The 25,136-nt window shown below is 71.4% G+C and carries 26 protein-coding genes; 11 read left to right on the forward strand and 15 right to left on the reverse strand.

Annotation, left to right across the window (positions count from 1 at the left end):
• Nucleotides 1–31 precede the first annotated feature (31 nt).
• Nucleotides 32–1,693 (forward strand): threonine/serine exporter family protein, encoded by a 1,662-nt coding sequence (locus tag AC27LF_RS32695; RefSeq protein WP_479659990.1) that lies wholly within the window; start codon nt 32–34, stop codon nt 1,691–1,693.
• Nucleotides 1,694–1,742: 49 nt separating this feature from the next.
• Here AC27LF_RS32695 and AC27LF_RS32700 read toward each other — a convergent pair whose 3' ends face one another.
• A complete protein-coding gene (locus AC27LF_RS32700) occupies nt 1,743–2,735 on the reverse strand; it encodes a DedA family protein (RefSeq protein ID WP_479659991.1) in 993 nt (330 codons plus the stop codon).
• Between the two features lie 181 nt (nt 2,736–2,916).
• Nucleotides 2,917–3,687, reverse strand: coding sequence for a MerR family transcriptional regulator (locus AC27LF_RS32705; RefSeq protein ID WP_479659992.1), 771 nt, complete (start codon nt 3,685–3,687; stop codon nt 2,917–2,919).
• Nucleotides 3,688–3,796: 109 nt separating this feature from the next.
• On the opposite strand from AC27LF_RS32705, the gene AC27LF_RS32710 reads away from it, so the two are divergent.
• From AC27LF_RS32710 to AC27LF_RS32725, 4 genes are all read left to right on the forward strand, one after another.
• Nucleotides 3,797–5,080: an ion channel protein gene (locus AC27LF_RS32710; protein WP_479659993.1), complete on the forward strand. Its 1,284-nt coding sequence runs from the start codon at nt 3,797–3,799 to the stop codon at nt 5,078–5,080.
• Between the two features lie 38 nt (nt 5,081–5,118).
• On the forward strand, nt 5,119–6,531 hold the full coding sequence (gad, locus tag AC27LF_RS32715; protein ID WP_479659994.1) for a glutamate decarboxylase: 1,413 nt from the start codon (nt 5,119–5,121) through the stop codon (nt 6,529–6,531).
• A 446-nt stretch (nt 6,532–6,977) separates the two neighbouring features.
• On the forward strand, nt 6,978–9,512 hold the full coding sequence (locus AC27LF_RS32720) for an SdrD B-like domain-containing protein (protein WP_479659995.1): 2,535 nt from the start codon (nt 6,978–6,980) through the stop codon (nt 9,510–9,512).
• Between the two features lie 310 nt (nt 9,513–9,822).
• Complete coding sequence (locus AC27LF_RS32725) at nt 9,823–10,506, forward strand: hypothetical protein (protein ID WP_479659996.1); 684 nt, start codon at nt 9,823–9,825, stop codon at nt 10,504–10,506.
• A 7-nt stretch (nt 10,507–10,513) separates the two neighbouring features.
• Here the strand turns inward: AC27LF_RS32725 and AC27LF_RS32730 are convergent, their stop codons facing one another.
• A complete protein-coding gene (locus AC27LF_RS32730) occupies nt 10,514–11,854 on the reverse strand; it encodes a right-handed parallel beta-helix repeat-containing protein (RefSeq protein WP_479659997.1) in 1,341 nt (446 codons plus the stop codon).
• A gap of 89 nt (nt 11,855–11,943) precedes the next feature.
• Here AC27LF_RS32730 and AC27LF_RS32735 point away from each other — a divergent pair, with 89 nt between their 5' ends.
• Nucleotides 11,944–13,101: a Dyp-type peroxidase gene (locus tag AC27LF_RS32735; RefSeq protein WP_479659998.1), complete on the forward strand. Its 1,158-nt coding sequence runs from the start codon at nt 11,944–11,946 to the stop codon at nt 13,099–13,101.
• Nucleotides 13,102–13,176: 75 nt separating this feature from the next.
• Here the strand turns inward: AC27LF_RS32735 and AC27LF_RS32740 are convergent, their stop codons facing one another.
• The 3 genes from AC27LF_RS32740 to AC27LF_RS32750 form a co-directional block, all read right to left on the reverse strand.
• Nucleotides 13,177–13,818, reverse strand: a complete 642-nt coding sequence (locus AC27LF_RS32740; RefSeq protein ID WP_479659999.1) for a PadR family transcriptional regulator — start codon at nt 13,816–13,818, stop codon at nt 13,177–13,179.
• A gap of 122 nt (nt 13,819–13,940) precedes the next feature.
• Nucleotides 13,941–15,401 carry an aldehyde dehydrogenase family protein gene (locus AC27LF_RS32745; RefSeq protein WP_479660018.1) on the reverse strand — a complete coding sequence of 487 codons (1,461 nt, stop codon included), beginning with the start codon at nt 15,399–15,401 and terminating at the stop codon, nt 13,941–13,943.
• A 190-nt stretch (nt 15,402–15,591) separates the two neighbouring features.
• Entirely contained in the window at nt 15,592–16,416 is an 825-nt protein-coding gene (locus AC27LF_RS32750) for a helix-turn-helix domain-containing protein (protein ID WP_479660019.1), read from the reverse strand.
• Between the two features lie 333 nt (nt 16,417–16,749).
• Here AC27LF_RS32750 and AC27LF_RS32755 point away from each other — a divergent pair, with 333 nt between their 5' ends.
• Nucleotides 16,750–17,238, forward strand: a complete 489-nt coding sequence (locus tag AC27LF_RS32755) for an ATP-binding protein (RefSeq protein ID WP_479660000.1) — start codon at nt 16,750–16,752, stop codon at nt 17,236–17,238.
• Between the two features lie 90 nt (nt 17,239–17,328).
• Here AC27LF_RS32755 and AC27LF_RS32760 read toward each other — a convergent pair whose 3' ends face one another.
• From AC27LF_RS32760 to rpmG, 8 genes are all read right to left on the reverse strand, one after another.
• Nucleotides 17,329–17,547 (reverse strand): DUF397 domain-containing protein, encoded by a 219-nt coding sequence (locus AC27LF_RS32760; RefSeq protein ID WP_388719932.1) that lies wholly within the window; start codon nt 17,545–17,547, stop codon nt 17,329–17,331.
• 197 nt (nt 17,548–17,744) lie between these two features.
• Nucleotides 17,745–18,230 (reverse strand): SRPBCC family protein, encoded by a 486-nt coding sequence (locus tag AC27LF_RS32765; protein WP_479660001.1) that lies wholly within the window; start codon nt 18,228–18,230, stop codon nt 17,745–17,747.
• Entirely contained in the window at nt 18,227–18,580 is a 354-nt protein-coding gene (locus AC27LF_RS32770; RefSeq protein ID WP_479660002.1) for an ArsR/SmtB family transcription factor, read from the reverse strand. Before AC27LF_RS32770 ends, AC27LF_RS32765 begins: the two co-directional genes overlap by 4 nt.
• The gene (locus AC27LF_RS32775) at nt 18,577–18,966 is read right to left on the reverse strand and encodes a VOC family protein (protein WP_479660003.1); all 390 of its coding nucleotides are present in this window, start codon (nt 18,964–18,966) and stop codon (nt 18,577–18,579) included. The genes AC27LF_RS32770 and AC27LF_RS32775 overlap by 4 nt, the downstream gene beginning before the upstream one ends.
• Before the next feature lie 93 nt (nt 18,967–19,059).
• Entirely contained in the window at nt 19,060–19,293 is a 234-nt protein-coding gene (gene rpsR, locus AC27LF_RS32780) for a 30S ribosomal protein S18 (protein ID WP_479660004.1), read from the reverse strand.
• 6 nt (nt 19,294–19,299) lie between these two features.
• Nucleotides 19,300–20,571, reverse strand: coding sequence for a CobW family GTP-binding protein (locus tag AC27LF_RS32785; protein ID WP_479660005.1), 1,272 nt, complete (start codon nt 20,569–20,571; stop codon nt 19,300–19,302).
• Nucleotides 20,568–20,822, reverse strand: a complete 255-nt coding sequence (locus AC27LF_RS32790) for a type B 50S ribosomal protein L31 (protein WP_479660006.1) — start codon at nt 20,820–20,822, stop codon at nt 20,568–20,570. Before AC27LF_RS32790 ends, AC27LF_RS32785 begins: the two co-directional genes overlap by 4 nt.
• 9 nt (nt 20,823–20,831) lie before the next feature.
• Nucleotides 20,832–20,996: a 50S ribosomal protein L33 gene (gene rpmG / locus AC27LF_RS32795; protein ID WP_003999141.1), complete on the reverse strand. Its 165-nt coding sequence runs from the start codon at nt 20,994–20,996 to the stop codon at nt 20,832–20,834.
• Nucleotides 20,997–21,058: 62 nt separating this feature from the next.
• Between rpmG and rpmB the strand changes: the two genes are divergently transcribed.
• The 4 genes from rpmB to AC27LF_RS32815 all read left to right on the forward strand — a co-directional run bounded on the left by rpmB (nt 21,059) and on the right by AC27LF_RS32815 (nt 23,115).
• Nucleotides 21,059–21,295 (forward strand): 50S ribosomal protein L28, encoded by a 237-nt coding sequence (gene rpmB / locus AC27LF_RS32800; protein ID WP_479660007.1) that lies wholly within the window; start codon nt 21,059–21,061, stop codon nt 21,293–21,295.
• A gap of 18 nt (nt 21,296–21,313) precedes the next feature.
• Nucleotides 21,314–21,619, forward strand: a complete 306-nt coding sequence (gene rpsN / locus AC27LF_RS32805; protein WP_479660008.1) for a 30S ribosomal protein S14 — start codon at nt 21,314–21,316, stop codon at nt 21,617–21,619.
• A gap of 317 nt (nt 21,620–21,936) precedes the next feature.
• Nucleotides 21,937–22,443, forward strand: a complete 507-nt coding sequence (locus tag AC27LF_RS32810; RefSeq protein WP_479660009.1) for a hypothetical protein — start codon at nt 21,937–21,939, stop codon at nt 22,441–22,443.
• Between the two features lie 159 nt (nt 22,444–22,602).
• On the forward strand, nt 22,603–23,115 hold the full coding sequence (locus tag AC27LF_RS32815) for a DUF4232 domain-containing protein (protein WP_479660010.1): 513 nt from the start codon (nt 22,603–22,605) through the stop codon (nt 23,113–23,115).
• 257 nt (nt 23,116–23,372) lie between these two features.
• Here AC27LF_RS32815 and AC27LF_RS32820 read toward each other — a convergent pair whose 3' ends face one another.
• Complete coding sequence (locus AC27LF_RS32820; RefSeq protein ID WP_479660011.1) at nt 23,373–24,512, reverse strand: DUF2786 domain-containing protein; 1,140 nt, start codon at nt 24,510–24,512, stop codon at nt 23,373–23,375.
• Nucleotides 24,513–25,136: the final 624 nt, after the last annotated feature.

Here is a 25,136-nt window from a genome sequence, read left to right on the forward strand (position 1 = left end):
AGGGAAGGTGTCGTTCAGGGAGCGTTGAGGAGTGACGGAGGCGGAGGACCGCAAGCCTCGCTCGGACGAGGCGAGGACCACGTACGACCCCGAGATCACATCCGAGTTCGCCGTCCCCCAGGGTCTCGTGGTCCCGAGGACCGGTGGCGAGTCGGAGACGACGTCCGAGTTCGCGGTGCCCGAGGGCCTGGACGCGCCGCAGCCCGCGGGTGCCGAGCCGGAGGGGTCGGCGTTCAGCCTGCCCAGCACCTACAGCGTCCAGCACGCCCCGGCGCTGTTCACGCCCCCGACCGGGACCCCTGCGGTCAGCCTGACCAAGGACGCGCCCTGGCAGGACCGGATGCGCGCGATGCTGCGGATGCCGGTGGCCGAGCGGCCGGCGCCGGAGCCGGTGCCGAAGGCGGAGGAGGGCGGCCCGGCCGTCCCGCGCGTCCTCGACCTGACCCTGCGCATCGGCGAGCTGCTGCTTGCGGGCGGGGAGAACGCCGAGGACGTGGAGGCCGCGATGTTCGCGGTCTGCCGTTCCTACGGGCTCGACCGGTGCGAGCCCAACGTCACCTTCACCCTGCTGTCGATCTCCCACCAGCCGTCGCTGGTGGACGACCCGGTGACGGCCTCGCGGACGGTGCGCAGACGGGGCACCGACTACACGCGGCTGTCGGCGGTCTTCCAGCTCGTGGACGACCTCTCCGACCCGGAGACGCATGTCTCCCTGGAGGAGGCATACCGGCGGCTCGCTGAGATCCGCCGCAACCGGCACCCCTACCCGGGCTGGGCGCTGACCGCGGCGAGCGGGCTGCTGGCCGGTGCCGCCTCGATCCTGGTCGGCGGCGACCTGATCGTGTTCTTCGCCGCCGCGCTCGGCGCGATGCTCGGCGACCGGCTCGCCTGGCTGTGCGCGGGCCGCGGACTGCCGGAGTTCTACCAGTTCACGGCGGCCGCGATGCCGCCGGCCGCGATCGGGGTGGCGCTCACCCTGGCGCATGTCGACGTGCGGGCGGCGGCCGTGATCACCGGTGGGCTGTTCGCGCTGCTGCCGGGGCGGGCGCTGGTGGCGGGCGTGCAGGACGGCCTGACGGGCTTCTACATCACCGCGGCCGCGCGACTGCTGGAGGTCATGTACTTCTACGTCGGCATCGTCATCGGCGTGCTGATCGTCCTGTACTTCGGGGTCAAGGTGGGCGGCCAGCTCAACCCGGAGGCCGCGGTGAACATCGAGAAGCGGCCGCTGCTGCAGACCGCGGCGGCGATGCTGCTGTCGCTGACCTTCGCCGTGCTGCTCCAGCAGGAGCGCTCCACGGTGCTGGCCGTCACCCTCAACGGGGGCGTCGCCTGGTCGGTGTACGGCGCGATGCGCTACGCCGGCGACATCTCGCCGGTGGCGTCCACGGCGGTGGCGGCGGGTCTGGTGGGCCTGTTCGGGCAGTTGCTGTCGCGCTACCGGTTCGCGTCCGCGCTGCCGTACACGACGGCGGCGATCGGGCCGCTGCTGCCGGGTTCGGCCACCTACTTCGGTCTGCTGTCCATCGCGCAGAACGAGGTGGACAAGGGGCTGGTGTCGCTGGCGAAGGCCGCGTCCCTGGCCATGGCCATCGCGATCGGGGTCAACCTCGGCGCGGAGATCTCGCGGCTGTTCCTGCGGGTGGGCTCCGCCGGGAAGCGGCGGGCGGCCAAGCGGACCAGGGGCTTTTGAGCGGCCCATCGAGCGGGCGGCGGCCCCGGGCCCCTGGTCGTCGCGCCGGTCAGGGACGGTAGTTGCCCTGGCGGGAGTCGTACGGGTACTGCTGCCGGCCGTAGCCACCGCCGTCGCCGTAGTTCTGGTCGCCGTAGCCCTGGTTCCCGTGACCCTGGTCGCCGTAACCCTGGTCGCCATAGCCCTGAGTGCCGTAGCCCCGGTTGTCGTAGCCCCGGCCGTCCTGGCCCTGGTTCCAGTTGCCGTACGGGTCCTGGGGCTGCTGCGTCTGCTGGGGCTGGTGGGGCTGCTGCTGAGCCTGGGCCTGCGGCTCGTAGCCCGGGCCCGGCTCGATGCGGCGCAGCCGGGTCGTGGCGTCGTCCATGGCCGGGGGCTGCTGCTGGAAGGGCTGCTGCGCGGCGGGGTCGGCGGGCGGGTTGTTCTTGTTCTTGGAGCGGGCCCGCAGGAACTCGATGATGATCGGCACGACCGAGATCAGGACGATCAGGATGAGGATCATCTCGATGTGCTGGTTCACGAAGTCGATGTTGCCCAGCCAGGAACCGAGCAGCGTGACGCCCGCGCCCCACAGGACGCCGCCGACGACGTTGAAGACGAGGAACGAGCGGTACTTCATGCCGCTGACGCCGGCGATGATCGGCGTGAACGTGCGCACGATGGGCACGAAGCGGGCCAGGACCAGGGACTTCGGGCCGTACTTCTCGAAGAACTCGTGTGCCTTGGTGACGTTCTCCTGTTTGAAGAGGCGGGAGTCCGGGCGGCTGAAGAGGCTCGGGCCGACCTTCTTGCCGAACATGTAGCCCGCCTGGTCGCCGAGGATCGCGGCGAGGCAGATCAGGGCGATGGCCCCCCACAGCGGGAAGTCCAGCTGACCGGAGGTGATCAGCAGTCCGGCCGTGAACAGCAGCGAGTCACCCGGCAGGAAGAACCCGATGAGCAGGCCGGACTCGGCGAAGACGATGAGGAGCAGGCCCCAGATGCTGTACGTGTCCAGCAGGTAATTGGGGTCCAGCCAGCTCGGTCCGAGGGCAATCGTCGTCACGGTTCCGGGCTCCTGAGGGGTGAGGGCGGCGAGGGGGCGTCCTGGTGCGGCCGCACAAAGCTATCAACGCCGGGTGACCGCCCCAGGTTCCACCGGTGGCTCCGCACCACGCCGCGGGTACGAAGGGACGACCCGGCGGGCCTCGCCGCCCCCGGCGGATCGGCCCGGGCGCCCTGTGCGCCTACCGCGTCTGCGCGGTGTGACGGGCGGCGTTGGCCCAGATCGCCTCCTTCAGGTGCTCGGCCAGGCCCGGCCGCATCGCGTCGTAGAAGGCTTTGAAGCGCTCGTCGGCGACGTACATCTCACCGAGGCAGCGGTGCGTGTCGTACGGGCACTCGTAGTACCAGCGGGAGATGTGCCGCCGGTGCTCCTCGGCCATGTCCATGGCCGGCTCGCCCGCCGGGGGCGCGCCCGCGTCCACCAGCGCCCCGTACCGCTCGCTCCAGTCGTCGACCTCGGTCTGGAGCCGCTTCCAGTCCTCCTTGGTGTAGCGGGCGGCACGGCGCTGCGACTCGGCGTACGCGTCCGTGCCGCCCCAGCGTGCCTCCGCCTCCTCGGCGTACTGCTCGGGGTCCTTGTCCCCGAAGACCTCGAACCGTTCCTCCGGCGTGAGGTTGATGCCCATTCTGCGTGCCTCCATGGCGTGCTCCACGGCCTCGGCCATCCGCTGCAGCTGCTCGATCCGGGCGGTCAGCAGTTCGTGCCGGCGGCGCAGGTGCGCGCGCGGATCCGCGTCCGGGTCGTCGAGCAGGACCGCGACCTCGTCGAGCGGAAAGCCGAGCTCCCGGTAGAACAGGATCCGCTGCAGCCGGTCCAGGTCGGCCTCGCTGTAACGCCGGTGGCCCGCCCTGCTGCGCCCGCCCGGGACGAGCAGGCCGATCTCGTCGTAGTGGTGCAGGGTGCGCACCGTGACCCCGGCGAACCCGGCGACCTGTCCCACGGAGTAGCTCACTTCCGCTCCTTCACTCGGTACGCGCTCCACGGTCGCCCCTCACGTGACGTGAGGTGCAAGCCCATTTCCCTCGGGATGTTCGCCCGCTTATGTCCGTTATCGTGAGCCCGTGGCCCAGGACACGGCGCGGCAGGCGCCCACCGCTCCGGCGACCCCGGCGCGCGCCCTGCTGCCCTTGGTCCTGCCCGCCCTCGTGGTGGGCGTGCTGGCCAGTGTGCTCTTCGTCGGGGTGAGCGTGGCGGCCGAGAAGCTTCAGGGCGTGCTCTGGGCCGACCTCCCCGACGCGCTCGGGATCGGCCGCTACTCCGTGGCATGGGTCCTCATCATGCTCACCGCGACCGGGATCGCCGTCGGCCTCGTGGTGTGGAAGGTGCCGGGACACGCCGGGCCCGACCCGGCCGGACTGGGCCTGGACGCGCCCACGCTGCCGCCCGCGGTGCTGCCGGGCCTGCTGCTGGCGACCGCACTGATGCTCGCGGGCGGGCCGAGCCTCGGCCCGGAGAACCCGATCATCGCCGCGAACGTGGGCCTGGCGCTGTGGCTGGGCACCCGGCTGGCGCCGGGGCTGCCCGGCGGCCTGTGGCCGACGCTCGCGGAGTCGGCGACGATCGGCGCGCTGTTCGGCACTCCGGTGGCGGCGGCCCTGGTGATCTCGGAGGCACTGGCCGGGCGGCCGATCAGGGGGCGCCTTTGGGACAACGTCTTCGCGCCGCTCACGGCGGGCGCGGCGGGCGCCCTGACGACCACCCTGGTCGCCCACCCGAGCTTCGACCTGCGATTGCCGCCGATCGGCCGGCCGGCCTGGGCCGACGTGCTCGCGGCGCTCGTCGTCGCGGCGGCGGGCGCGCTGCTCGGCCTGTGCGCCGTGTGCGGCTTCCCGTACGTCCACGGGGCCTTCCGGCGGCTGCGGCACCCGATGCTGATGCTGCCGGCGGGCGGGGTCGTACTGGGCGCACTCGGCGCCCTGGGCGGCCATCTGACGCTGTTCAAGGGGCTGGACGAGGTCGGTGAACTGGCGCGCGATCCCGAGGGCTGGACGGCCGGGCAGTTCGCCGGGATGGCGGTGGTGAAGCTGGCCGCGCTGCTCGTCGCCGCGTCCTGCGGGTTCCGGGGCGGCCGGATCTTCCCGGCCGTCTTCGTGGGCGCCGCCCTCGGCCTGTGCGCCCACGCCCTGGTGCCCGCCGTGCAGCCGGCGGTGGGCGTGGCCGCCGGGGTGCTGGGCATGCTCCTGGCGATCACCCGGCAGGCTTGGGTGAGCCTGTTCACCGCCGCGGTACTCGTGGCGTCGCCCGCGGCCCTCGCGCTGCTGTGCATCGCCTCACTGCCGGCCTGGCTGCTGGTGACCGGGCGACCGCAGATGCAGTTGCGCGCGGACGGTACGGCGATGCGCTGACCGGCCGGACACCCCCGACCCTCCAGGAAGGCACCTCCATGGCACTGCACAAAGGCCCGCAGAAGCACGAACACCGGCGGCTGTCCGTCAACCCGTTCTTCGGGGAGGCCAATCCGGTCGGCGGCATGACCGAGGCACCGCCCACCCACCGGCTGCCGAGCGCGCCGCTCGCGCCGTCGACCGCGTACCAGCTGGTGCACGACGAGCTGATGCTGGACGGCAACTCCCGGCTCAACCTGGCCACCTTCGTCACCACCTGGATGGAGCCGCAGGCCGGTGTCCTGATGGCCGAGTGCCAGGACAAGAACATGATCGACAAGGACGAGTACCCGCGCACGGCCGAACTGGAGCGGCGCTGTGTGGCGATGCTCGCCGACCTGTGGAACGCGCCGGACCCGTCGGCCGCCGTGGGCTGTTCGACGACCGGGTCCAGCGAGGCGTGCATGCTGGCCGGGATGGCGCTCAAGCGGCGGTGGATGCACCGCAACGCCGACCGCTACCCGTCCAGCACGGCCCGCCCCAACCTCGTCATGGGCGTGAACGTCCAGGTCTGCTGGGAGAAGTTCTGCACCTTCTGGGAGGTCGAGGCCCGCCAGGTGCCGATGGAGGGCGACCGCTACCACCTCGACCCGCGGGCGGCGGCCGAGCTGTGCGACGAGAACACCATCGGGGTGGTCGGCATCCTCGGCTCCACCTTCGACGGTTCCTACGAGCCGATCGCCGACCTGTGCGCGGCCCTGGACGACCTCCAGGAACGCACCGGCCTGGATGTGCCGGTGCACGTGGACGGCGCGTCCGGCGGCATGGTCGCGCCGTTCCTCGACGAGGACCTGGCCTGGGACTTCCGCCTGCCGCGGGTGGCCTCGATCAACGCCTCCGGGCACAAGTACGGCCTGGTCTACCCCGGCGTCGGCTGGGCGCTGTGGCGGGACAAGGAGGCGCTGCCCGAGGAACTGGTCTTCCGGGTCAACTACTTGGGCGGCGACATGCCGACCTTCGCGCTGAACTTCTCCCGGCCCGGCGCACAGGTGGTCGCGCAGTACTACACGTTCCTGCGGCTCGGCCGCGAGGGCTACCGGGCCGTGCAGCAGTCCACCCGGGACGTGGCGCGCTCCCTCGCCGAACGGATCGAGGCGCTGGGCGACTTCCGGCTGCTGACCCGGGGCGACGAGCTGCCGGTGTTCGCCTTCACCACCGCGCCGGACGTGACGTCGTACGACGTCTTCGACGTCTCCCGGCGGCTGCGCGAGGGCGGCTGGCTGGTCCCCGCGTACACCTTCCCGCCGCACCGCGAGGACTTGTCCGTCCTGCGGATCGTGTGCCGCAACGGCTTCTCCACCGATCTCGCCGACCTGTTCGTCGAAGACCTGACCCGCCTCCTGCCGGAGCTGCGCCGCCAACCGCACCCCCTGACCCAGGACAAACAGGCGGCCACCGGCTTCCACCACTGAGCGCTCCGCTGGAAGCGCCCCGACAGGCCGTCGGCCGTAGACATCGGCCTGCGACTCCATCACGCGGGCGGGACCGTGTGCGGTGCCCAACGGGCCGGATTCGGCCATTACTTCGCTGTCGCACATTCTTCCGGTCGCCCTTCTCTGAGCGCCCGGAGACTGTCGGGCGATAGGATGCCGCGCGCTGCTCGCGATGGCGGTCGGTGAGGTCGGGGGTGGGGGTGGGGGCACAAGTCGTGGCCGTGAATGCGCGTTTGCTCTTTCTGGCCCGCGGAGCTCACCACTCACCGACAATGTCCTCATGCGATCACCGAAGTGATCCGCGCAACAGCGGTGGGCCCCTTTCCCCTTCCGTGAGGCAAGCGGACATGCGGCACGAAGCGGGTGCTTCGTTTTCACGACAAGACACGACAAGAGACGACAAGAGAAGTGTGGAGTGTGATGCCATGAACCGACTCGGCAGAGACTCGCGCCGGTTAACCAGGAAGGTTGTCGAGCCGTCGGCGCGCATCGCGATATCTGTTCTCTTGCTGGCGGGCGGTGCCGTGGGAGCGACGGCCGGACCGGCCGCCGCTTCGGCCGACGACGGCACGCTGACGGTCGAGGTGCTGCGCGACTTCTTCGGCACCGGCGTGATCAACGCGACGATGGACGTGCCGCAGCGGGGCATGAAGGTGGAGGTCTCCGACCCCGCCGGGCACATCGTCACCGGCGTCACGGATGCCACCGGAAAGGTCGTGGTGCCGCAGTCGACCGCGCTGAGCGGCGGCCGGTACCGCGTCGACGTCAGCGTCCCGGCGCCGTACAGCGACTATCTGCGCGCGGCGCCCGCGTCGACGGCGGAGAACCACTTCGACAGCTTCACGTCGTTCGTCGACGTGTCGGGTGGCAGAAACGTTTCTGTGGTCACGGGGGTGTGGGATCCGGCCGACTACGCGCTGCCGGACTCGCGGTACTTCGTGCCGGTCCACAACGGCCCGGGCGGGAACGACAACCGGGCGTTGGTGGCGTTCGGGACGAAGGTCCGGGGCACGTGTCCCACCGACGTGGCCTGCCCGACCACGCTGGCCACGCAGGACCAGGTGGGCACGACGTTCGGGTTGGCGTACGACAAGGACCGGACCCGGCTGTTCCAGAGCGCGTTCGCCCGCCGGTACGCCGCTTACGGGCCGCAGGGCGGGGGCGCCATCTACACCGTGCCGGTCAACGGCTCGGGTGCGCCGGAGCTGTTCGCGCGGGTGCCGGACGCCGCGGTGACGCAGCACGACACCGCCAACATGATCAAGGATGCCGGGTTCACCGAGGCGCCCGGCAAGGAGAGCATCGGTGGCCTGGCCCTGTCGGCGGACGGCTCCACGCTGTACGCGGTGAACCTGCGGACCCGCAGCCTGGTGAGCTTCGACGCGACAGGGGCCACCGCCGCGGCGCCCAAGTCGACGGTCCCGATCCCGGACCCGGGGTGCGCGAGCCCCGATGACTGGCGGCCGTTCGGCCTCCAGGTCCACAACAACACGCTGTACGTCGGCGGCGTGTGCAGCGCGGAGAGCACACAGCAGCGCGCGGACCTGAAAGCCGTCGTCTCCACCTATGACGGCAGGCGGTTCACCACGGTGCTGAGCCATCCGCTCACGGCCCAACGCGGCAACGTCTTCGGCGGCGACGTCAAGGGCAGTCACTGGAATCCGTGGAACACCAGCCTGGACACGTGGGACGACCGGAAGTCGGGCGGCGCCTTCATCGACCCGCAGCCGGAGTTGGCCTCCCTCGCCTTCGCCCGCGACGGCTCGATGATCCTGGGTTTCCGCGACCGGTTCATGGATGTGCTCGGTTGGGGAGGGCTGGATCCCCGCCCGGGCAACGACACGGCGGAAAGCGGCATGTCCGGTGGTGACATCACCATGGTCTGCGCCACTCCCACCGGTGAATACCAGTGGGAAGGCACCGGGAGTTGCCCCAACCACGCCACCACCGCCAACAGCGGCGGCCAGGCCGCCGATGTCGTCGAATACTTCCCGGGCGACTTCTATGCCAACTCGCACCAGGAGACCGCGCTGGGGTCGGTGGCCTATATCCCGCAGCAGCAGTGGGTCGTCAGCACGGAGTTCGACCCGGTCGTCAACGTCGCGACCTCAGGGACCGGTTACCACGACATCACGACCGGCGAGGGCCCGGGCAACAACCCGACCGCCAACGGGTTCCAGTTCGTCAGCCGGGAGCAAGGCGGGTTCGGCAAGGCCGGCGGGCTCGGTGACATCGCGTACGCGGCGGCGAACGCGCCGATCCAGATCGGCAACGTCGTGTGGTTCGACGGCGACCACAACGGGATCCAGGACCCGGGGCATGTGCTGCTGCCCGGGGCGACGATCAACCTGCTGGACGAGGACGGCAAACAGGTCGCCACGACCACGACCGATGCCGCAGGCGAGTACTACTTCGGCGGTGTCGGCGCCGCGTACGAGCTCACGCCCGGCGCGAAGTACACGGTGCAGTTCGACGTGTGCACCGCGGACACCAGCCAGGTGCCCGAGCAGCCCCCGGCGAGCGAGCTGAGGTTCACGCTCCCGCGGGCCGGTGCCGACCGTGCGCACGACTCCAATGTGACCCCGCCGACCACCGGACGGCTGTGCAACGGCTACGCGCCTGTCACGGCGCCCGACAAGCCGGGCGGGGTCGATCACACGATCGACGCCGGGGTGTACATCCCGAAGGAGACGCCGGAGCCGACCCCGACGCCGACTCCCACACCGACGCCGACTCCCACACCGACACCGACACCGACGCCGACGCCGCCCGCGGCCTCCGCGCCGCCGTCGCCCGCGCCGCCCGCCAACCACCCGGCCCCGGCCGGTGGCGGCGGGGGTTCGCTGGCGAGCACCGGTACGCCCGGGGTGGCGGAGATGATCGGCATCGTCGGTCTGCTGGTGGGTGCGGGCCTGGTCATCGCGTACGTGACCCGGAATCGTCGCGCCCGGCACCACTGAACGAACCGCACAACGGTGATCCGCCCGTCCGCGATCCGGACGGCGCGGACGGGCACATCACGTCTCGGCCGGTCCACCAGGGCCGGCCTTGGCGTGGTCTGCCACCGGACTGCCGAGTGCCGCCGCGAGCCCGCGGCGGCCTCACGGTGTGCTGATCGAAAGGATGCATCGGAGAGTGTCAGCGTCGAACCGCGTGCGGAGCGTGAAACCCCGGCAAGCCCCATCGGGTCGTCCGGCTGACCGGCGGCGATGGCCGTGGTCGCGCCGGACCGCGGCCGTCATCGGCATCGCGGCCGTCGCGGTGGCCGCGATGGCCACGGTGGCCGCGTTCCTGGTCGCCGACGGCGGCTCCGGCGGGCCGCGCCCGCTGACGCCGGACGAGGCGAGCCGGCTGGCGATCACACGATTCCGCAACTACCAGGCGCAGGGCCGCGCGGTGACCATCACCGTGCCGGGCACTGCCGGCAAGCTGACCGTCACCGGGTCCGTCGACTACCGGCGCAAGGTCGGTTACGGCGTGGTGCACGGCACCGGGCGCGCCAGGTCCAGCGACGGGCTGATCCAGTGGACGCCCACCTCGGTGCATGTCCGTCCGATCACGGACGCCCCGGCCGACGCCCCCGCGTCGCCGCCCCGTTCCGGCTGGTCCGACCGTCCGCTGCTGGCCTCCGGCAGCGCGCTGGACACCTCCCTGTCCATCGCGCTCGGTCTCGGCGGCGACCGGCCGGACAACGCCGAACTGCTGCCGCAGAACGGCGCCGCCTGGTGGGGGCGGGAGCAGGTGGACGGGCGCCGGGTGGACGTCATGACCGGGCCGTCCTCCCCCGACCGCTCCGGTACGGCGGGCAACGTGCGCTACTGGATCGGCTCCGACGGCACCATGTACCGGGTCCGCGTCAGCGTGGGTTCGCAGCCGGAGCCGGTGGTCATCGACTTCGACACCCACCCGTACGTCCCGGTCGAGCCGGTACCCGGAGCCACCCCGGCACGGTAGCCGCCGTTCAGGACGTCCGCACCCGCGCGTTCGCGGCGAGCAGGGACGCCGGCGGCAGCGGGATGTCCTCCGTCTTCGGCAGGGCCGGGACGGGCGGGACGACGGTGGCACCGGCGGTGGCGGCGTCGGGGAACTGCGGCTGCGGAGCAGGCGCCGCGACCTCGGTGAACGGGATGCCACCGGGCGCGGTCGGCGCCGTCCACTTCCCGGCCGGCGAGGTGGACCCGGCCGGCAGCGGGCAGGCCGCAGTCGTCGCGAGCCGGGCGGGCACGGTGGTGCGCAGATCGTTGCCCCGCAGGCAGTTGCCCCGTCCTCGTGTGGCGGTGGGGAACGTCCAGCCGACGTCGACGCGGTTGCCGGTGAACGTGTTGTCCACGATCTGGTTGCCGACCGGAGGTATGTCGGCGGTCGCGGTGATCAGCAGCCCGGCGTTGCGGTGGCCGGCGATGCGATTGCGGACGAACCGGTTGTCGCTGCCGCCGTCGATGCCTGCGCCGATGCCCCACCCGCCGTCGGCCTGCTCCGGGGTCGCCGTCTGCTGGTTGGCGGCGATCAGATTGCCCGCGATGAGGGAGCCCTTCTGCGGGAGCAGTTTCTCCTGGTGGTCGGAGTTGGTGGTGAGTCCGACCCGGTTGCCGACCAGGCGGTTGCCGACCACGTACATGTCCTCGCTGGCGTTGGTGCCTTCGTAACCGACCGCGTTGAGTTCGGCGACGTTGTCCCGCACCACGATGTTGCAGGGCTTGCACTGGCCGACATAGATCCCCGAGTCGGCGCCGCCCGAGGCGTACGAGTGCTCGATGACACCGTTCTGGGCGGAGAACGCGTAGATGCCGTACAGACCGTTGCGGGTCGCGGTCACATGGGAGACCAGGAACGACTTCAGGAAGGTGACGGGCTCGTCGCCGGTGTCGTAGCCGCCGCTTCCCCCCGGCAGGCCGGCGGCCGCCTTCGCCGAACCGGTGACCAGGACCCCGTTCTGCGTGTTGTTCTTCACCGTCAGGTTCTCCACGGCCACCCCGGGCGCCGAGACGACGACGCCGTTCGGCTGCTGCAACCGCCCGTCGATGACGACCTTGTCCCGGGACACACCGCGCAGAGTGATGCGCGCCGTGTCGATCTTCACCGACTCGCGGTACACGCCCGGCGCGACCAGCACCAAGTCACCGGGCCTGGCCAAGGACACCGCGTCCGAGATGGTCGGGGCATCGGCAGGCACTCGGATCGTCGCGTGCGCACCGGCCGGACGCCGGCCTTTGTCCGATCCGCCGTCGCCGCCGCCGCAGCCGGCCACCAGTGTGAGCGTGCCCGCTACGGCCGCCACCACGCGAAGAGCTGATCGAGGCATGATCCCAGTCTGTCATGGTGCGCCCAATTGCACGCCGGAATCATGGGGTTGACCGGTCCACGCGATACGGCTGTGGCATTCTGCACCCCATGCGCCGAGCCGACCACCCCCCGTCACGCCGCAGGTTCCTCGATGTCACCGGCGCCATGATGGCCGCCGGGCTGACCGCCGGGTGCACATCGGACGCCGCCCAGCCGGGCCGGCCCGCGCCTGCCCCAGAGGCCACGCCGAAGCCGGTTCCGGCGACGGGCCGCCATCAGGCAGGCATCACGCTTCCGCAGCCGGCCCAGCCCAACCTGCTCGCCGTGGTGGCCGACCTCGATGCCACCGCGGCTCCCGGCCCGTTACTGGCCGAACTCGGCGAGGCCATCCGCACCCTCACGGCGGGGACCGACGCGCGGCTGCTGGGGCTGCCGCCTGGCGACCTCACCGTGACCGTCGGCGTGGGCCCCCGGCTGGTGCGCACGGCCGGCGCCTCGCTGCCCGGAGCGGCCGACCTCCCGCGCTTCTCCCGCGAGCGGATCGCCCCGCAGGCACGCGGCGGTGACCTGCTGATACAGATCTGCGCCAGCGACGCGCTGCTGCTGCCTGTCGTCGCCGCCGCGCTTGTGGACCAGGCCGGTGACCGCATCCGCGAACGCTGGCGGCAGTCCGCACGCCGCGGTGCGAACGTGCCCGTCGGCGACGGCCTTACCGCGCCCCGCAACCCGCTCGGTTTCATCGACGGCATCGTGGGCCCGCACACGACCGCCGAACAACAACGCGACCTGTGGCTTGCGGGCCCACCCGCGGTCGCCGGCGGCACCCTTGCCGTACTGCGGCGTATGGAACTCGACCTGCCGCGGTTCGCCGCCCTGTCCGTGGCCGAACAGGAGGCGGTCTTCGGCCGGCGCCGGGCCAGCGGCGTCCCCCTGTCCGGGGGCAGCGCCGCCTCGGGCCCGCAACTCGGAGCCAAGACACCGGACGGGCGCTATCTCGTCCCCGCGGACGCCCACGTACGCAGAGCGCACGCCACCGTGGTCGGGGTCGGGCTCATGCTCCGCCGCTCCTACAGCACCGACGATCCCGCCCCCGGCCTGCTCTTCATCAGCTTCCAGAACGACCTGCGGACCTTCACGGCCACCCTCACCCACATGGAGACGTCCGACGCGCTGCTGTCCTTCACCACCACAACCGCCGGCGCGACCTTCCTGATCCTCCCCGGCTTCGACCGCCAACGCCCCCTGGGCTCCCCGCTGTTCACCTGACCACGCCCCGAGAATTCGACCGCGTCCCGAAGGGGACCGAAGCCGGTCCCTCCGGCCTGATCGGTCGGACGTTGATCAGTGGTCGTCCTCGGGGTGGGGCTCGCCCGTCGTGTACGGGTTCGGCTCGTCGGCCGCGAGTACCCCGACGAACTGGGGGCCCTCCCCTGCGAACGTGTACGCGCCCGCCTCGATGCGCTCGATCAGGCCCCGTGTCCACTCGGCCTCACCGTCGGCCGTGTGGAGCCAGAGGTTCATGATCTCGCCGATGTGCCCGTACTGCCCCGGGCCCTCCTCGGGCACATAGTGCTCGATGACGGTGGAGCGCCACTCCTCGATCCGCCGGATCCGCTCCTCCAGCAGCGCCACCGCCTCGGACCGCGGCAGGTCGACGATGAAGCCGATGGCGGCCGACTTGACGTCCATCCGCTGGTCGTACGAGGTCAGCGCCTCGCGCAGCAGCCGGAAGTACTCCTCGGTGCCCGCCTCGGTGATCTCGTACTCCGTGCGCGGCGGGCCTCCCGCGGTGGACGGCGCGATCTCGTGGGCGCGCAGCAGGCCCTGCTTGGCCATCTGTTTCAGGGCGTGGTAGATCGAGCCGGGCTTGGCGTTGGACCACTCGTGCGCGCCCCAGTACTCCAGGTCGTTGCGCACCTGGTACCCATGGGCCCGCCCGTGCTGACGGACGGCGCCCAGCACGAGAAGACGGATCGCTGACATGCCCTCCAGGTTAGGACCCCCGGATCATCCGCCCCAGCCGGGCCGAACCACCGGCCACCGAAGCCGCACCCGCCCCGCCGGAGCGGCCCTCGCTCCTCCAAGGGCCCCGGTCGCCGGAACCGTCAGAACGGGAACGACGTCCGGCCGTGCTGTACCGAGATCCACTTCAGGGTCGTGAAAGCGGCCAGTGTCGTCTCGCCGTTGAGGCGGCCGATCCCGGAGTGCTTCTCGCCGCCGAAGGGCACCAGCGGCTCGTCGTGGACCGTGCCGTCGTTGACGTGGAACATCCCCGTGTCGACCCGCTTGGCGAACGCCACGCCCCGCTCGATGTCGGCCGTGTGCACCGCGCCGCTCAGCCCGTACGGGGTGTCGTTGACGATGCGGACCGCCTCCTCCTCGCCGTCGAACGGCACGAGCAGGGCGACCGGGCCGAAAATCTCCTTGCGCAGCAGCGAGGAGCGGGTGGGTACGTCCGTCAGGACGGACGGCTCGACCAGGTTGTCGGTCGTCGTGCCGCGCACCAGGACGGTGGCGCCCTCGGCCTCGGCCTGTTCTATGGCGGCCGAGATGGCGTTCGCCTGGAGGGAGTTGATGACCGGCCCGATCACCGTCCGCGGGTCGCTCGGGTCGCCCGTCTTCAGCGTCCTGACCTTGGCCACGAACTTCTCGGTGAACTCGTCCGCGACCGAACGGTCCACCAGGACCCGGTTGGCGGCCATGCAGACCTGGCCCTGGTCGACGTACCGGCTGAAGACGGCCGCGTCGACCGCGTAGTCGAGGTCGGCGTCGTCCAGCACCACCAGGGCGCTGTTGCCCGCGAGTTCCAGCACCGTCCGCTTGAGCTGGCCCGCGCACACGGTGGCGATGTGCCGGCCCACCTTGTCGGAGCCGGTGAAGGAGATCACCTTGGGCACCGGGTGCTCGATGAAGGCGTCACCGATCTCGGCGATGTCGGTGAGCACCACGTTCAGCAGCCCCGCCGGCAGTCCCGCGTCCTCGAAGAGCCGGGCGAGCAGCGTGCCGCCGCAGACCGGGGTGTCCTGGTGGGGTTTGAGGACGACGGCGTTGCCCAGGGCGAGCGCCGAGGCGACCGGCTTGATCGACAGCAGGAAGGGGAAGTTGAAGGAGCTGATGACGCCGATCACGCCGACCGGGACGCGGTAGACCCGGTTCTCCTTGCTGTCGCTCGGGGACGGCAGGAGCCTGCCCTCGCAGCGCAGCGCCAGCTGGGCCGCCTCGCGCAGGAACTCCTTGGCGAGGTGGATCTCGAACCGGGCCTTCACGAGCGTGCCGCCCAGTTCGGCGACGATCATGTCGGTGATCTGCTGTTCCCGCTCCTCGACCAGGCGCAGGACCCGCTCGAACAGGACACGGCGGGCGTAGGGGTTGGTCTCGGCCCACTCGTGCTGGGCGCGAGCCGCGGCCCGGTAGGCCAGATCGACCTCGTCGACGGTGGCTATGGTGATCGAGGCCAGCTTCTCGCCGTCGTACGGGTTGAAGTCGATGATGTCCCAGGAACCGGTGCCCGGGCGCCACTCACCGTCGATGTACTGCTGGGCCAGGTCGGTGAAGCAGGACGACATGTGATCCCTCGATCCCCCTTGCTGCCGCAGCAGCCAGCCAGACACCCGATCAACTCCACGGCTGATCACGCTCACGGTCCCATCACGCTGATCAGGCGTCATCGTACTTGTGTTGGGCGTGAGTTGGGATGTCACGTGAGGGTACGAATTGCGGGTGGGATCGGATCGTCACCGCCGGGCAGGGGCGCGATCAGGACAGTTGGAGCAGCCCGCGCAGCAGATCGCGGCTCTCGTCCGGGCCGGGGCTGTCCTGCTGCAACTCCTTCAGCGCGTGCTCGTACTGGGCGACGTCCTCGCGTTTGTCCAGATACAGCGCGCTGGTCAGCTGCTCCAGGTAGACCACATCGGACAGATCGGACTCGGGGAAGCTGAGGATGGTGAAGGCGCCGCTCTCTCCGGAGTGCCCGCCGAAGCCGAACGGCATGATCTGCAACCGTACGTTGGGCCGCTCGGAGATCTCGATCAGGTGCTGGAGCTGACCGCGCATCACCTCCCGGTCGCCGTAGGGGCGGCGCAGGGCCGCCTCGTCCAGGACGATGTGGAACTCGGGCGCGTTCTCGGCGACGAGGTGCTTCTGCCGTTCCAGGCGCAGTGTGACGCGCCGCTCCACATCGGCGACGCTCGCACCCTTCATGCCGCGCCGCACGACCGCCCGGGCGTACTCCTCGGTCTGCAGCAGACCGTGCACGAACTGCACCTCGTACACCCTGATGAGGGAGGCGGCGCCCTCCAGGCCCACATAGGTGGGGAACCAACTCGGCAGTACATCGGAGTAGCTGTGCCACCAGCCGGCCACGTTCGCCTCCCGGGCGAGCGAGAGCAGCGACTCGCGCTCCACCTCGTCCGTGATGCCGTACAGCGTCAACAGGTCTTCCACGTCCCGTGTCTTGAAGCTCACCCGGCCCAGCTCCATCCGGCTGATCTTCGACTCCGAGGCACGGATCGAGTATCCCGCGGCCTCGCGCGTGATGCCGCGAGACTCACGCAGTCGCCTGAGTTGCGAGCCGAGCAGCATGCGTCGCACCACCGATCCGGGCTCTCCCGCGCTCACGTTCGCCAGCCTCCCCAACCGTCTTCAAGGGCCGAAGTCTGCCACTAAAACACTTCGAGCAGTACTCGTCTGGTTACGGAAACGGAAAGACGCCAAAGTTTTCCCGCAGGAAGGAGCAGGGAAGCGGCGAGCCACGCACGCGAGGTTGGCGGAAAAAATGACCAAGAAGTGGTACGGGAGGGAGCAATTCGGCCTCGTGCACGTGCATCTGCCCTTGCATCTGCTGTGCGCATCCGAAACCATGGTCCCGCGCCACCGCTGCATCGCAACGACCGCGAATTCCCGGGAGTGCCTCGCATGGGGACGAATGGATCGACCATGCTCAAGCCGTTACGGCAGGGCCTTCCGCCACTGGACCCCGCGGCCGTGTCCAGCGCCGCCTCCTGCGCCCTGCCCGCCCGGTACGAGGCGGTGCGCGAGGCCCGGCGCTTCACCCGCGGCACCCTGGACCAGTGGGACGTCGGCGACCGCTTCGACGACATATGCCTGGTCGTCTCGGAACTTGTCACCAACGCCCTGCGGCACGCGCTGCCGGGCGACGGCGGCGTCGACCCGTCCGCGGCGGTGCGGCTGCACCTGATGCGCTGGACCGAGCGGCTGGTGTGCGCGGTGCGCGACCCCAGCCACGAGACCCCGGTCGCGCACGCCGCCGAGGACCATGTGGCGGAGTCGGGGCGCGGGCTGTTCCTCGTCGAGTCCTTCAGCGACGGCTGGGGCTGGCACCCGCTCGCGGGCACCCTCAGCGGCAAGGTCGTCTGGGCCCTGTTCCGGCTCCCAGGCGTCTGACGCGGCACGGCACCGTCCGACGCCGCCGTTCTACGCGCGTCTCCCCGGCCTCCTGCGGTGAAGCGCCGGCGCCCGCCCGAGGCGCCGGCGTCAGCTCGTTATCAGGTGGTCGAACTCGCCGTCCTTGATCCCGAGCAGCATCGCCTCGATCTCCGCGCGTGTGTAGACGAGCGCGGGTCCGTCGGGGTAGCGGGAGTTGCGGACGGCCACGTCTCCGCCGGGCAGCCGGGCGAACTCCACGCAGGAGCCCTGCGAGTTGCTGTACCGGCTCTTCTGCCAGGCCACGCCGGCCAGCTGCGTGGCAGCCATGCCGTTGTACACGTCGTACCCCCCGTACCCGCCGTCAACGTCGAGGTTCACAGGTTGCTCCCCGCTGGTGCACTGGCTGGTGTGGCCATTGATGCAGTGGTCAACTGATCGGGATCATAACCCTGTTCATGTGCAGATGCATGGGCAGATGCACGTGCACGCCGGGTGTTCCTCCGGTTACAGCTTTGACGACCCTTTTACCGAAGCCCTTCAAGCGTCTGCCCCAGGCTTGGCATGACATGCGTACGCCAACCCCCGTCCATGATCTTCCGCGCCATCATCTGTGCCGGGTCGTCCGGGTCGAATCCCTCGTGCACTAGGAACAGACGCGTGCCGCGCCCTTCCTGTTCCAGTGTCCAGGTGATGGTCCAGTCCGCGGGATTGGCCGGATCGGCGTCCGCCCACCGGACGGACAGCATCCGTTCGACGTCGTAGGCGAGAACCTGCACGTCGACGACGCCGGAGAAGCGGGCGTTGGGACGCGGGACCGAGGTCATCCGGTACCGGTGGCCGACCTTGAGCCGGAACTGCTCCGCGCCGGGCATCTGCCACTGCGCGAGCAGATCGGGCTCGGTGAGGGCACGCCAGACCTTGGCGGGCGGGTGCGGGAGGAACTGGTCGACGCGGACGGTGGTGAGGTCGCCGGCCTCGCCTGCGTCGCCTTCCGGGGGACGGGTGCTCATGGGCGGTCATCGTCGGGCATGCGGTCGAGCAGTTCGCCGAGCCCTTTCAGACGGTCGCGCCAGAACCGCTCGTACGGATGGAGCCAGTCCTGCAACTCGGCGAGCGGGGCCGCCTCCAGGCGGTAGATGCGCTGCCGGCCGGAGCGCTGCTCGGAGACGAGGCCGGCCGCCCGGAGCACCTTGAGGTGCTCCGAGAGGCTGGGGCGCCGCATCGCGAAGTGATCGGCCAGGGCCTGGACGGGCTGCGGCCCGCCGTCGCGCAGGAGCCGCAGCACCTCGCGCCGGGTGGCGTTGGCGAGCGCGGCGAAGACGCGGTCCTCGGCGTCCTCGCGGGCCCCGGTCGTCGTCATGCGTTCCTTTCCGCCTGGTGCCGAGCCTGCGTGAGCAGCATCAGACCGTTGCCGTCCGGGTCCCGGAAGGAGGCCATCCGGCCCCACGGGAACTCGTCCGGGCCGTGCACGGGGGTGCCCGCCTCGGCGAGCCGCGCGCAGTCGGCGTCGACATCGGTCGTCACCAACATGATCCCCCGGCTCGCACCGGGTTCGAAATCGCCCATTCCCGGTCCGGCGAGCGTGAAGACGGTCTGTGCGCCTTCGGGGGCGACCTGGAGCCATCGACCCTGGGGCAGGTCGAGGTCGGCGGTGACCCGGAAGCCGAGCACCTCGGTGTAGAAGCGCAGGGCACGGTCCTGATCGGTGACGGGGAGCGTGACGAACGAGGCATGTGTGATGGTCATGCGCCCGACCATAAGTAGGAGATTCCCTACGCGTCAAACGTAGGAAATCTCCTACCTGTCTATGTGGGGCGTCTCACAACGCCCTGGGCATTCTCAGCGGCCCGAGTAGGGCAGCAGGGCCATCTCCCGGGCGTTCTTGATCGCACGGGCCAGGAGCCGCTGCTGCTGCGCGGTGACGTGCGTGACGCGCCGACTGCGGATCTTGCCGCGGTCCGAGATGAACCTCCGCAGCAGATCGGTGTCCTTGTAGTCGATGTACTTGATCCCGGCCTGTTCCAACGGGTTGGGCCGGTTCTTGGCGGGCTTGCGCTCACTCTTGCGGGGCACGGCGGTTCAGACCTCCAGGAGGGAGTCGAAGGCGGGCGGCAGCCGCTTCCAGGCGTCGCGCCCCGCGGCGTACTCGGCGTCGGTCAGCAGGCAGGACTCCAGCAGCCGCGCCAGTCCGTCGCGGTCGAGTCCGGGGGAGGTGAAGACGAGGTGCTGGCAGCGGTCGCCGTGCTCCGGGTGCCAGTCGAGCGCGGCGGCGGCACGGCGCACCGGCGGGATCATGTCCCAGGCGGCGTCCGGGAGCGCGGCCAGCCACGGGCCCGCGCTCTCCACGCACAGGGCCCCGCCCGCCGCGTCCCAGTGCAGCAGCGTGTCGGGACGGTCGGCGAGCCAGAACCGCCCACGGCTGCGGGCGGCGGCGCAGGTCACGTCCTCCAGCGCCGCGTACAGCCGCTCCGGGTGGAACGGCCGGTGCCGGCGCCAGACGAAGGTGGCGACACCGTGCGCGTCGGCCTCCGCGGGCAGCAGGGCACAGGCCGGGTGCTGGGCCGCCGCGGCGGCCTCCACGTCGAATCCGGCGAGGGCGGCGCGCGCGAGCGCCGACAGCGGACGGCCGCCCGCCGGACCCGCCGCGGTCGCCCCGTCCGTCTCCTGGCCCTCCGGGCCACCCTGGTCCCGCGGTGCGCGGACTGCGCCGGTGTGGACCTGCCCGGCCGGGTGCTCGGCGGCAGCGCCCGACGACCCGCTGTCCGCGATCGGGACCTGGCGGGCCGTCGGGTGGAGCTGGGAGAGCAGTTCGCGGTCCTCGTCGTCGGCCTCGGGGGAATCGACCACGGCGAGCACGGGCGCGTACTCCAACTGCCGGGCGAAGGTGTCGGCGACCGTGCGCTGGTCGGTGGCCGCCGCCGCGAGCCCGCGCTCGGCGAGATCGTCGCCGTTGCCGAGATACGGCAGCACCAGGGCCGGGTCGACGGCGGTGATCACGCCGGTGACGGTGAGCCCGCCCGCGGTGACCACCTCCGCCATCGCCTTGGGCTCGACCGAGTCCCACAGTTCGACGACCGCGAGCCGGGTCCGCCCGTCCCGTGCGAGCCGGCGCAGCTCGGGCACCAGGTCCTCGCGCAGCGCGCAGCACGCGCAGTCGTTGACGAGGGGCGCCTCGCCGACGGCCAGCAGCCCGCCGGCGTCGCGGACCGTGCGCTCCACCGTGCCGGCCGGGGCCGTCTCCAGGTCGTGGTGGAGTACGACGCTGCCGGGCACGTCGGCGAGGAGCCGCGCCACGGCCGTCCTGCGGGCGTCCGCGTGCAGCCCGCCGACGATCACGACCGACAGGCTCACGCTCCGCCCCGCTTCCCGTACCGCCGCTCGAAGCGCTCGACGCGCCCCGCGGTGTCCAGGACGCGCGCGGTGCCGGTGTAGAAGGGGTGGCTGACGTTCGAGATCTCGACGTCCACCACCGGGTAGGTGTTGCCGTCCTCCCACTCGATGGTCTTCTCGCTGGTCATGGTCGACCGGGTGAGGAAGGCGTGGTTCGCGGCCCGGTCCCGGAAGACCACGGGACCGTAGGGCGGGTGGATGTCCTTGCGCATGGCGGGGGTTCAGCGCTCCTCTCGGAAGTCGACGTGCCGGCCGACCACCGGGTCGTACTTACGCAGGGTCATGCGGTCCGGGTCGTTGCGGCGGTTCTTGCGGGTCACGTAGGTGTAGCCGGTCCCGGCGGTGGACCGGAGCTTGATGACCGGACGGAGTTCGTTGCGAGCCATGCCGCTATGTTACTGAAAATGAATTCCATTAACAGCGGTCAGCGAGGAGAGGTACGTCACCCATGTCCGCCCACTGCGTACTGACCGGCGCACAGCCCGGCTTCGGCAACCGCATCTCCCACTCCCACCAGCGCACGTCCCGCCGCTTCGACCCCAACATCCAGACCAAGCGCTACTGGCTGCCCAGCGAGGGCCGCTACGTGCGGCTGCGGCTGAGCACCAAGGCGATCAGGACGGTCGACGCGATCGGTGTCGAGGCGGCCGTGGCACGCATCCGCGCGCGCGGAGTGAAGGTCTGAGGGGGACGGGAGAACGCCATGGCGAAGAAGAGCAAGATCGCGAAGAACGGGGAACGGCAGCGGACCGTCGCCCGGTACGCCGCCCGTCGCGCCGAGCTGAAGGAGATCATCCAGCGGCCGTCCTCCACCGAGGAGCAGCGGCTCGCCGCGCAGCGGGAACTGCGCGGGCAGCCGCGCGACGCCGGCGCCACGCGCGTACGCAACCGCGACCAGGTGGACGGCCGTCCGCGCGGCTGCCTCCGCGCCTTCGGCCTGTCCCGGATCAGCCTGCGCGAACTGGCCCACCGCGGACACCTGCCGGGCGTACGGAAATCCTCCTGGTGAGTACCGGCGACTTGCCGCGGTGGTCCCCCTGGTGAGTACCGGCGACTTGCTGCGGTGGCCCGCCCGGTGAGTGCTGACAACTCGCCGCGGTGGTCCCCTTGGTAAGCCCCGGCAACTCGCCGCGGTGGTCCGCCCGGTGAGTCCCGACAACTTGCCGCGGTGGCCCCCTTGGCAAGCCCCGACAACTCGCCGCGGTGGCCCCTCCGGTGGCTCCTGGCAACTCGCCGCGCTGACAACTCGGCGCCGTGGTCCCCCTGGTGAGTCCTGGTAGCTTGCTGCGGGCGTTCGGCAGGCCGGCTACAGCTTGGGAGCTTCCAGTGACTTCGGCGACTAGGACGGTGCGGATCGCGGCCACGGCCGCGGGGCTGACGGGCGTGCTCGCGCTGACCGCGTGCGGTGGCGGCGACTCCAAGGACGACGCCTCACCGCGTCCGAGCGCGTCCGCCGCCCCCTCGTCCCCCTCATCCTCCTCGGGCACCTCGGACACCGGCGGTGCCACGGCGTCGTCCGGCGCCCTGCAGGGCAGTTGGCTCACCACGTCCGGCGGCAAGGCCGTGGCCCTGGTGATCACCGGCGAGCGGGCCGGGCTCTTCGCGACGGGCGGCGCCGTGTGCAGCGGGACCGCCGGCCAGGAGTCGGGCATGCAGATGATCCATCTGACCTGCACGGACGGCAGCGCCGACCGGAAGTCCGGAATGGTCGACTCCGTGGACGGGGACACCCTGAAGGTGACCTGGTCCGGCAAGCTGGGCCAGGAGACCTACGCCAAGGCCGAGGGCGGCAAGCTGCCGACGGGGCTGCCCACGGCGAACCTCGGTTCCTGACCCGGAGGCGTCTCGGTCCCTGACCCGGAGGAAACTCGGTCCCTCTCCCGGAGGAAACTCGGTTCCTGACCCGGAGGAAGAGGGGGCGCGCGATCCGGTGCGGGCGCCAGGCGTGATGATGCTGGGTACACCGTCACGACCTCGACAGGGACCTCACACATGCGCGCCATTCCGCTCACCGTCACCGTCCTCGCCACCGCCCTCGCCCTGACCGCCTGCGACAACGACGGCGGCACGAACGGCAAGGGCGGCGCGGCCTGCGCCGTCGGCGGCGTCTCCGTGCAGATCGGGTCGGCGAGCGTGGCCCCGGCCGCCGGTGACACGGGTGAGGTGCCCGTCAGCATCACCAACCAGAGCGCGCCGTGCACCCTGGACGACTTCGCCGGCGTCGCGCTGGACGCCGGCGGCACCCGAGTCACCGTCGCCGCCCTGAAGGACGCGAAGGCGCAGAAGCTGAAGCTCGCCAAGGGCGACTCCGCGTCCTTCACGATCAGCTATGTGCGCGGTGCGGCGGGCGACGGGGCCAGTGTGGCGGCGAAGACGGTGGAGATCAGCCTGCCCGGCTCCAAGGACGTCAAGAGCTTCCCATGGACGTACGGCCCCGTCGCGGGCAAGGCCGGCCAGGACACCCCGGACGCCTCCGTGAGCGCCTTCCAGCAGTCGGGCGACTGAGCCCCGCGCACCCCCGCGCCTCGGACCCACGCTCACTCCGCCCCACGGAGAGGCGCGCGCCGAGCCGGGCCCACCGAGCCGGGCCCACCGCACGGGGGCGCCACACGGGGGCGCCGCACGGGAGCGCCGCACAGGGGCGCCGCACGCTGGCGCCTTCCGCCCAACCGACCGCGTCTCCGGCCCCACCCGCACGGAACGAGACGCCCCCAGCAATCCGGCAACCGAACCCCGAACACACCCCGCCCCCGAGCCCACGCTCACTCCACCGCACGACGACGCGCGACCCGAGCCCGGTCCGCCGCACGGGCGCCTTCCGCCCAGCCCGCCGCGTCACCGACCCCACGCAGGCGGGTCGAGGTCGTGTGCGGGAACATGCGCTCCATGTGTTCGCTCACCGCGACCTCCCGGGTGGCCAGGACCGGAAGCAGTTCGGGGCCGGCCTGGGTCTCGGCGGCGGCCGTGAGGCGGTCGCCGACGCGGTGGGCGTAGGCCGCGAGGAACGACTGCCGGAAGGTCTTGGTCCGCTTGCGTCCGCCCGCCCGCTGCGTCGCCTCCGCCTTCGTCATCGCGTGCGTGGCCTGCACCAGCAGCGAGGTGTAGAGCAGTTCGACCGCCTCCAGGTCCGCCGCGAATCCGACGACCGTGGAGAAGCCGAACGGCTCGTGCCACACCGCGCGGCAGTGGTTCGCGGTGGCGACCGCGTCCAGCAGCACCGCCTTGGCCTGCTCGTACGGTGGCTCGACCCCGATCCGCCAGGCGCCGGGCGCGTCCGGAGCGGGCGCCTCGGCGGCCAGCAGCGCCTCATCGATGCTGTGCCGGGCCATCAGCTCCTGCGCCTTGGCGCTCAGCGCCTCCGCCTCCTCCGGAAACCCGGTCGCCTCCGCCTTGGCGAGCAGCGCACGGATCCGGCCGAGCATGCGGGCGGCCGGACGCCCCTGGTCCGGCGCCTGCCCGTCCGGGCCCGGCCGGGCGCTCGGGGGATCCACCGGCGCCTCCAGGGCGGGCAGCCGCAGCAGCAGCCGGTACAGCTCCAGGACGGCGACCGCGTGCGAGAAGCGGTCCGTCCCGCGTGCGGGAGCGGCCGGAAGGCCGGCGAGCTGCGCCGCCCAGCGCGGGCCACGGGGTCCGTCGGCCGCCGCCTGCGCGCGGATCAGCGTCGCAGCCAGCCCGACATGTATCTCCTCCAGCTCGCGCCGCACCATCCGGACGACGTCGGCGGGCTGCCAGCCGCGCCGCCAGGACGCCGCCACGAACTCCTCGCCGCGCCGGGCGAGTTCGGCGTCCGCGGTGAGGTCGGCCGCGAGGAGGGACGCGCCCGTGTCGAGGCCGGAATCGGTGTCGTCGTAGAGAGCGGCCCGGAAGGCCCGCTCGACGGTGCTGGTCGTACTGCTGCTCACCCGTCGATCGTGCCACGCACCACCGACAGCCACCCGCACTGTCCACACCCTGTGGAAAACTCCCGCCCCGGGCGACGGTCCGGCGGGGCTGGATGCCACTCCGGGCGCGGAGCCTGGGCGCGGGTGGGGGCCGTGGGCCCTGAGCCCCGGTGGGGGCAGGGGCCCTGGGCCCGGGTGCGGACCCTGGCGCCGGCGCGGACGGACCCTACGCGCTGGCGCGGAGCGGGCTTTGAGCCCCGGTGCGGACGCACCCTACGCGCTGACGTGGGCGCGGACCCGACCCGCCGGTGCCGGCTGCCCGGTCCGCGATTCTCGCTCCCCTCCGCCGGAGCGCGCGGCCACGCCTCGGGCGCGTCGCATCGTCGGCGGAACGGTGCCGGCGGGGCCGGCGGGGCTGCTCGCGGCGACTCTCATGCGGGACCCCATCAGGGTGTCAACTTCGGGTTGACACCCCGTGGACTGTCAACCTAAGGTTGACACATGACGACCAATCGCGGAGTCGGCGGGACCATCCGTCTCGACGACCTCATCGACGCCATCAAGAAGGTCCACACCGAACCCCTCGACCAGCTCCAGGACGCGGTGATCGCCGCCGATCACCTGGGCGACGTGGCCGACCATCTG

The sequence above is a fragment of the Streptomyces diversicolor genome, assembly GCF_057537855.1.

What these genes read in the sequence shown, in the direction of transcription:
- gad (WP_479659994.1), top strand. Translation starts at nt 5,119, where the DNA reads ATGGCACTGCACAAAGGCCCGCAGAAGCACGAACACCGGCGGCTGTCC.
- AC27LF_RS32720 (WP_479659995.1), top strand. Translation starts at nt 6,978, where the DNA reads ATGAACCGACTCGGCAGAGACTCGCGCCGGTTAACCAGGAAGGTTGTC.
- AC27LF_RS32725 (WP_479659996.1), top strand. Translation starts at nt 9,823, where the DNA reads ATGGCCACGGTGGCCGCGTTCCTGGTCGCCGACGGCGGCTCCGGCGGG.
- AC27LF_RS32730 (WP_479659997.1), bottom strand. Translation starts at nt 11,854, where the DNA reads ATGCCTCGATCAGCTCTTCGCGTGGTGGCGGCCGTAGCGGGCACGCTC.
- AC27LF_RS32735 (WP_479659998.1), top strand. Translation starts at nt 11,944, where the DNA reads ATGCGCCGAGCCGACCACCCCCCGTCACGCCGCAGGTTCCTCGATGTC.
- AC27LF_RS32740 (WP_479659999.1), bottom strand. Translation starts at nt 13,818, where the DNA reads ATGTCAGCGATCCGTCTTCTCGTGCTGGGCGCCGTCCGTCAGCACGGG.
- AC27LF_RS32745 (WP_479660018.1), bottom strand. Translation starts at nt 15,401, where the DNA reads ATGTCGTCCTGCTTCACCGACCTGGCCCAGCAGTACATCGACGGTGAG.
- AC27LF_RS32750 (WP_479660019.1), bottom strand. Translation starts at nt 16,416, where the DNA reads ATGCTGCTCGGCTCGCAACTCAGGCGACTGCGTGAGTCTCGCGGCATC.
- AC27LF_RS32755 (WP_479660000.1), top strand. Translation starts at nt 16,750, where the DNA reads ATGGGGACGAATGGATCGACCATGCTCAAGCCGTTACGGCAGGGCCTT.
- AC27LF_RS32760 (WP_388719932.1), bottom strand. Translation starts at nt 17,547, where the DNA reads ATGGCTGCCACGCAGCTGGCCGGCGTGGCCTGGCAGAAGAGCCGGTAC.
- AC27LF_RS32765 (WP_479660001.1), bottom strand. Translation starts at nt 18,230, where the DNA reads ATGAGCACCCGTCCCCCGGAAGGCGACGCAGGCGAGGCCGGCGACCTC.
- AC27LF_RS32770 (WP_479660002.1), bottom strand. Translation starts at nt 18,580, where the DNA reads ATGACGACGACCGGGGCCCGCGAGGACGCCGAGGACCGCGTCTTCGCC.
- AC27LF_RS32775 (WP_479660003.1), bottom strand. Translation starts at nt 18,966, where the DNA reads ATGACCATCACACATGCCTCGTTCGTCACGCTCCCCGTCACCGATCAG.
- AC27LF_RS32790 (WP_479660006.1), bottom strand. Translation starts at nt 20,822, where the DNA reads ATGCGCAAGGACATCCACCCGCCCTACGGTCCCGTGGTCTTCCGGGAC.
- rpmG (WP_003999141.1), bottom strand. Translation starts at nt 20,996, where the DNA reads ATGGCTCGCAACGAACTCCGTCCGGTCATCAAGCTCCGGTCCACCGCC.
- rpmB (WP_479660007.1), top strand. Translation starts at nt 21,059, where the DNA reads ATGTCCGCCCACTGCGTACTGACCGGCGCACAGCCCGGCTTCGGCAAC.
- rpsN (WP_479660008.1), top strand. Translation starts at nt 21,314, where the DNA reads ATGGCGAAGAAGAGCAAGATCGCGAAGAACGGGGAACGGCAGCGGACC.
- AC27LF_RS32815 (WP_479660010.1), top strand. Translation starts at nt 22,603, where the DNA reads ATGCGCGCCATTCCGCTCACCGTCACCGTCCTCGCCACCGCCCTCGCC.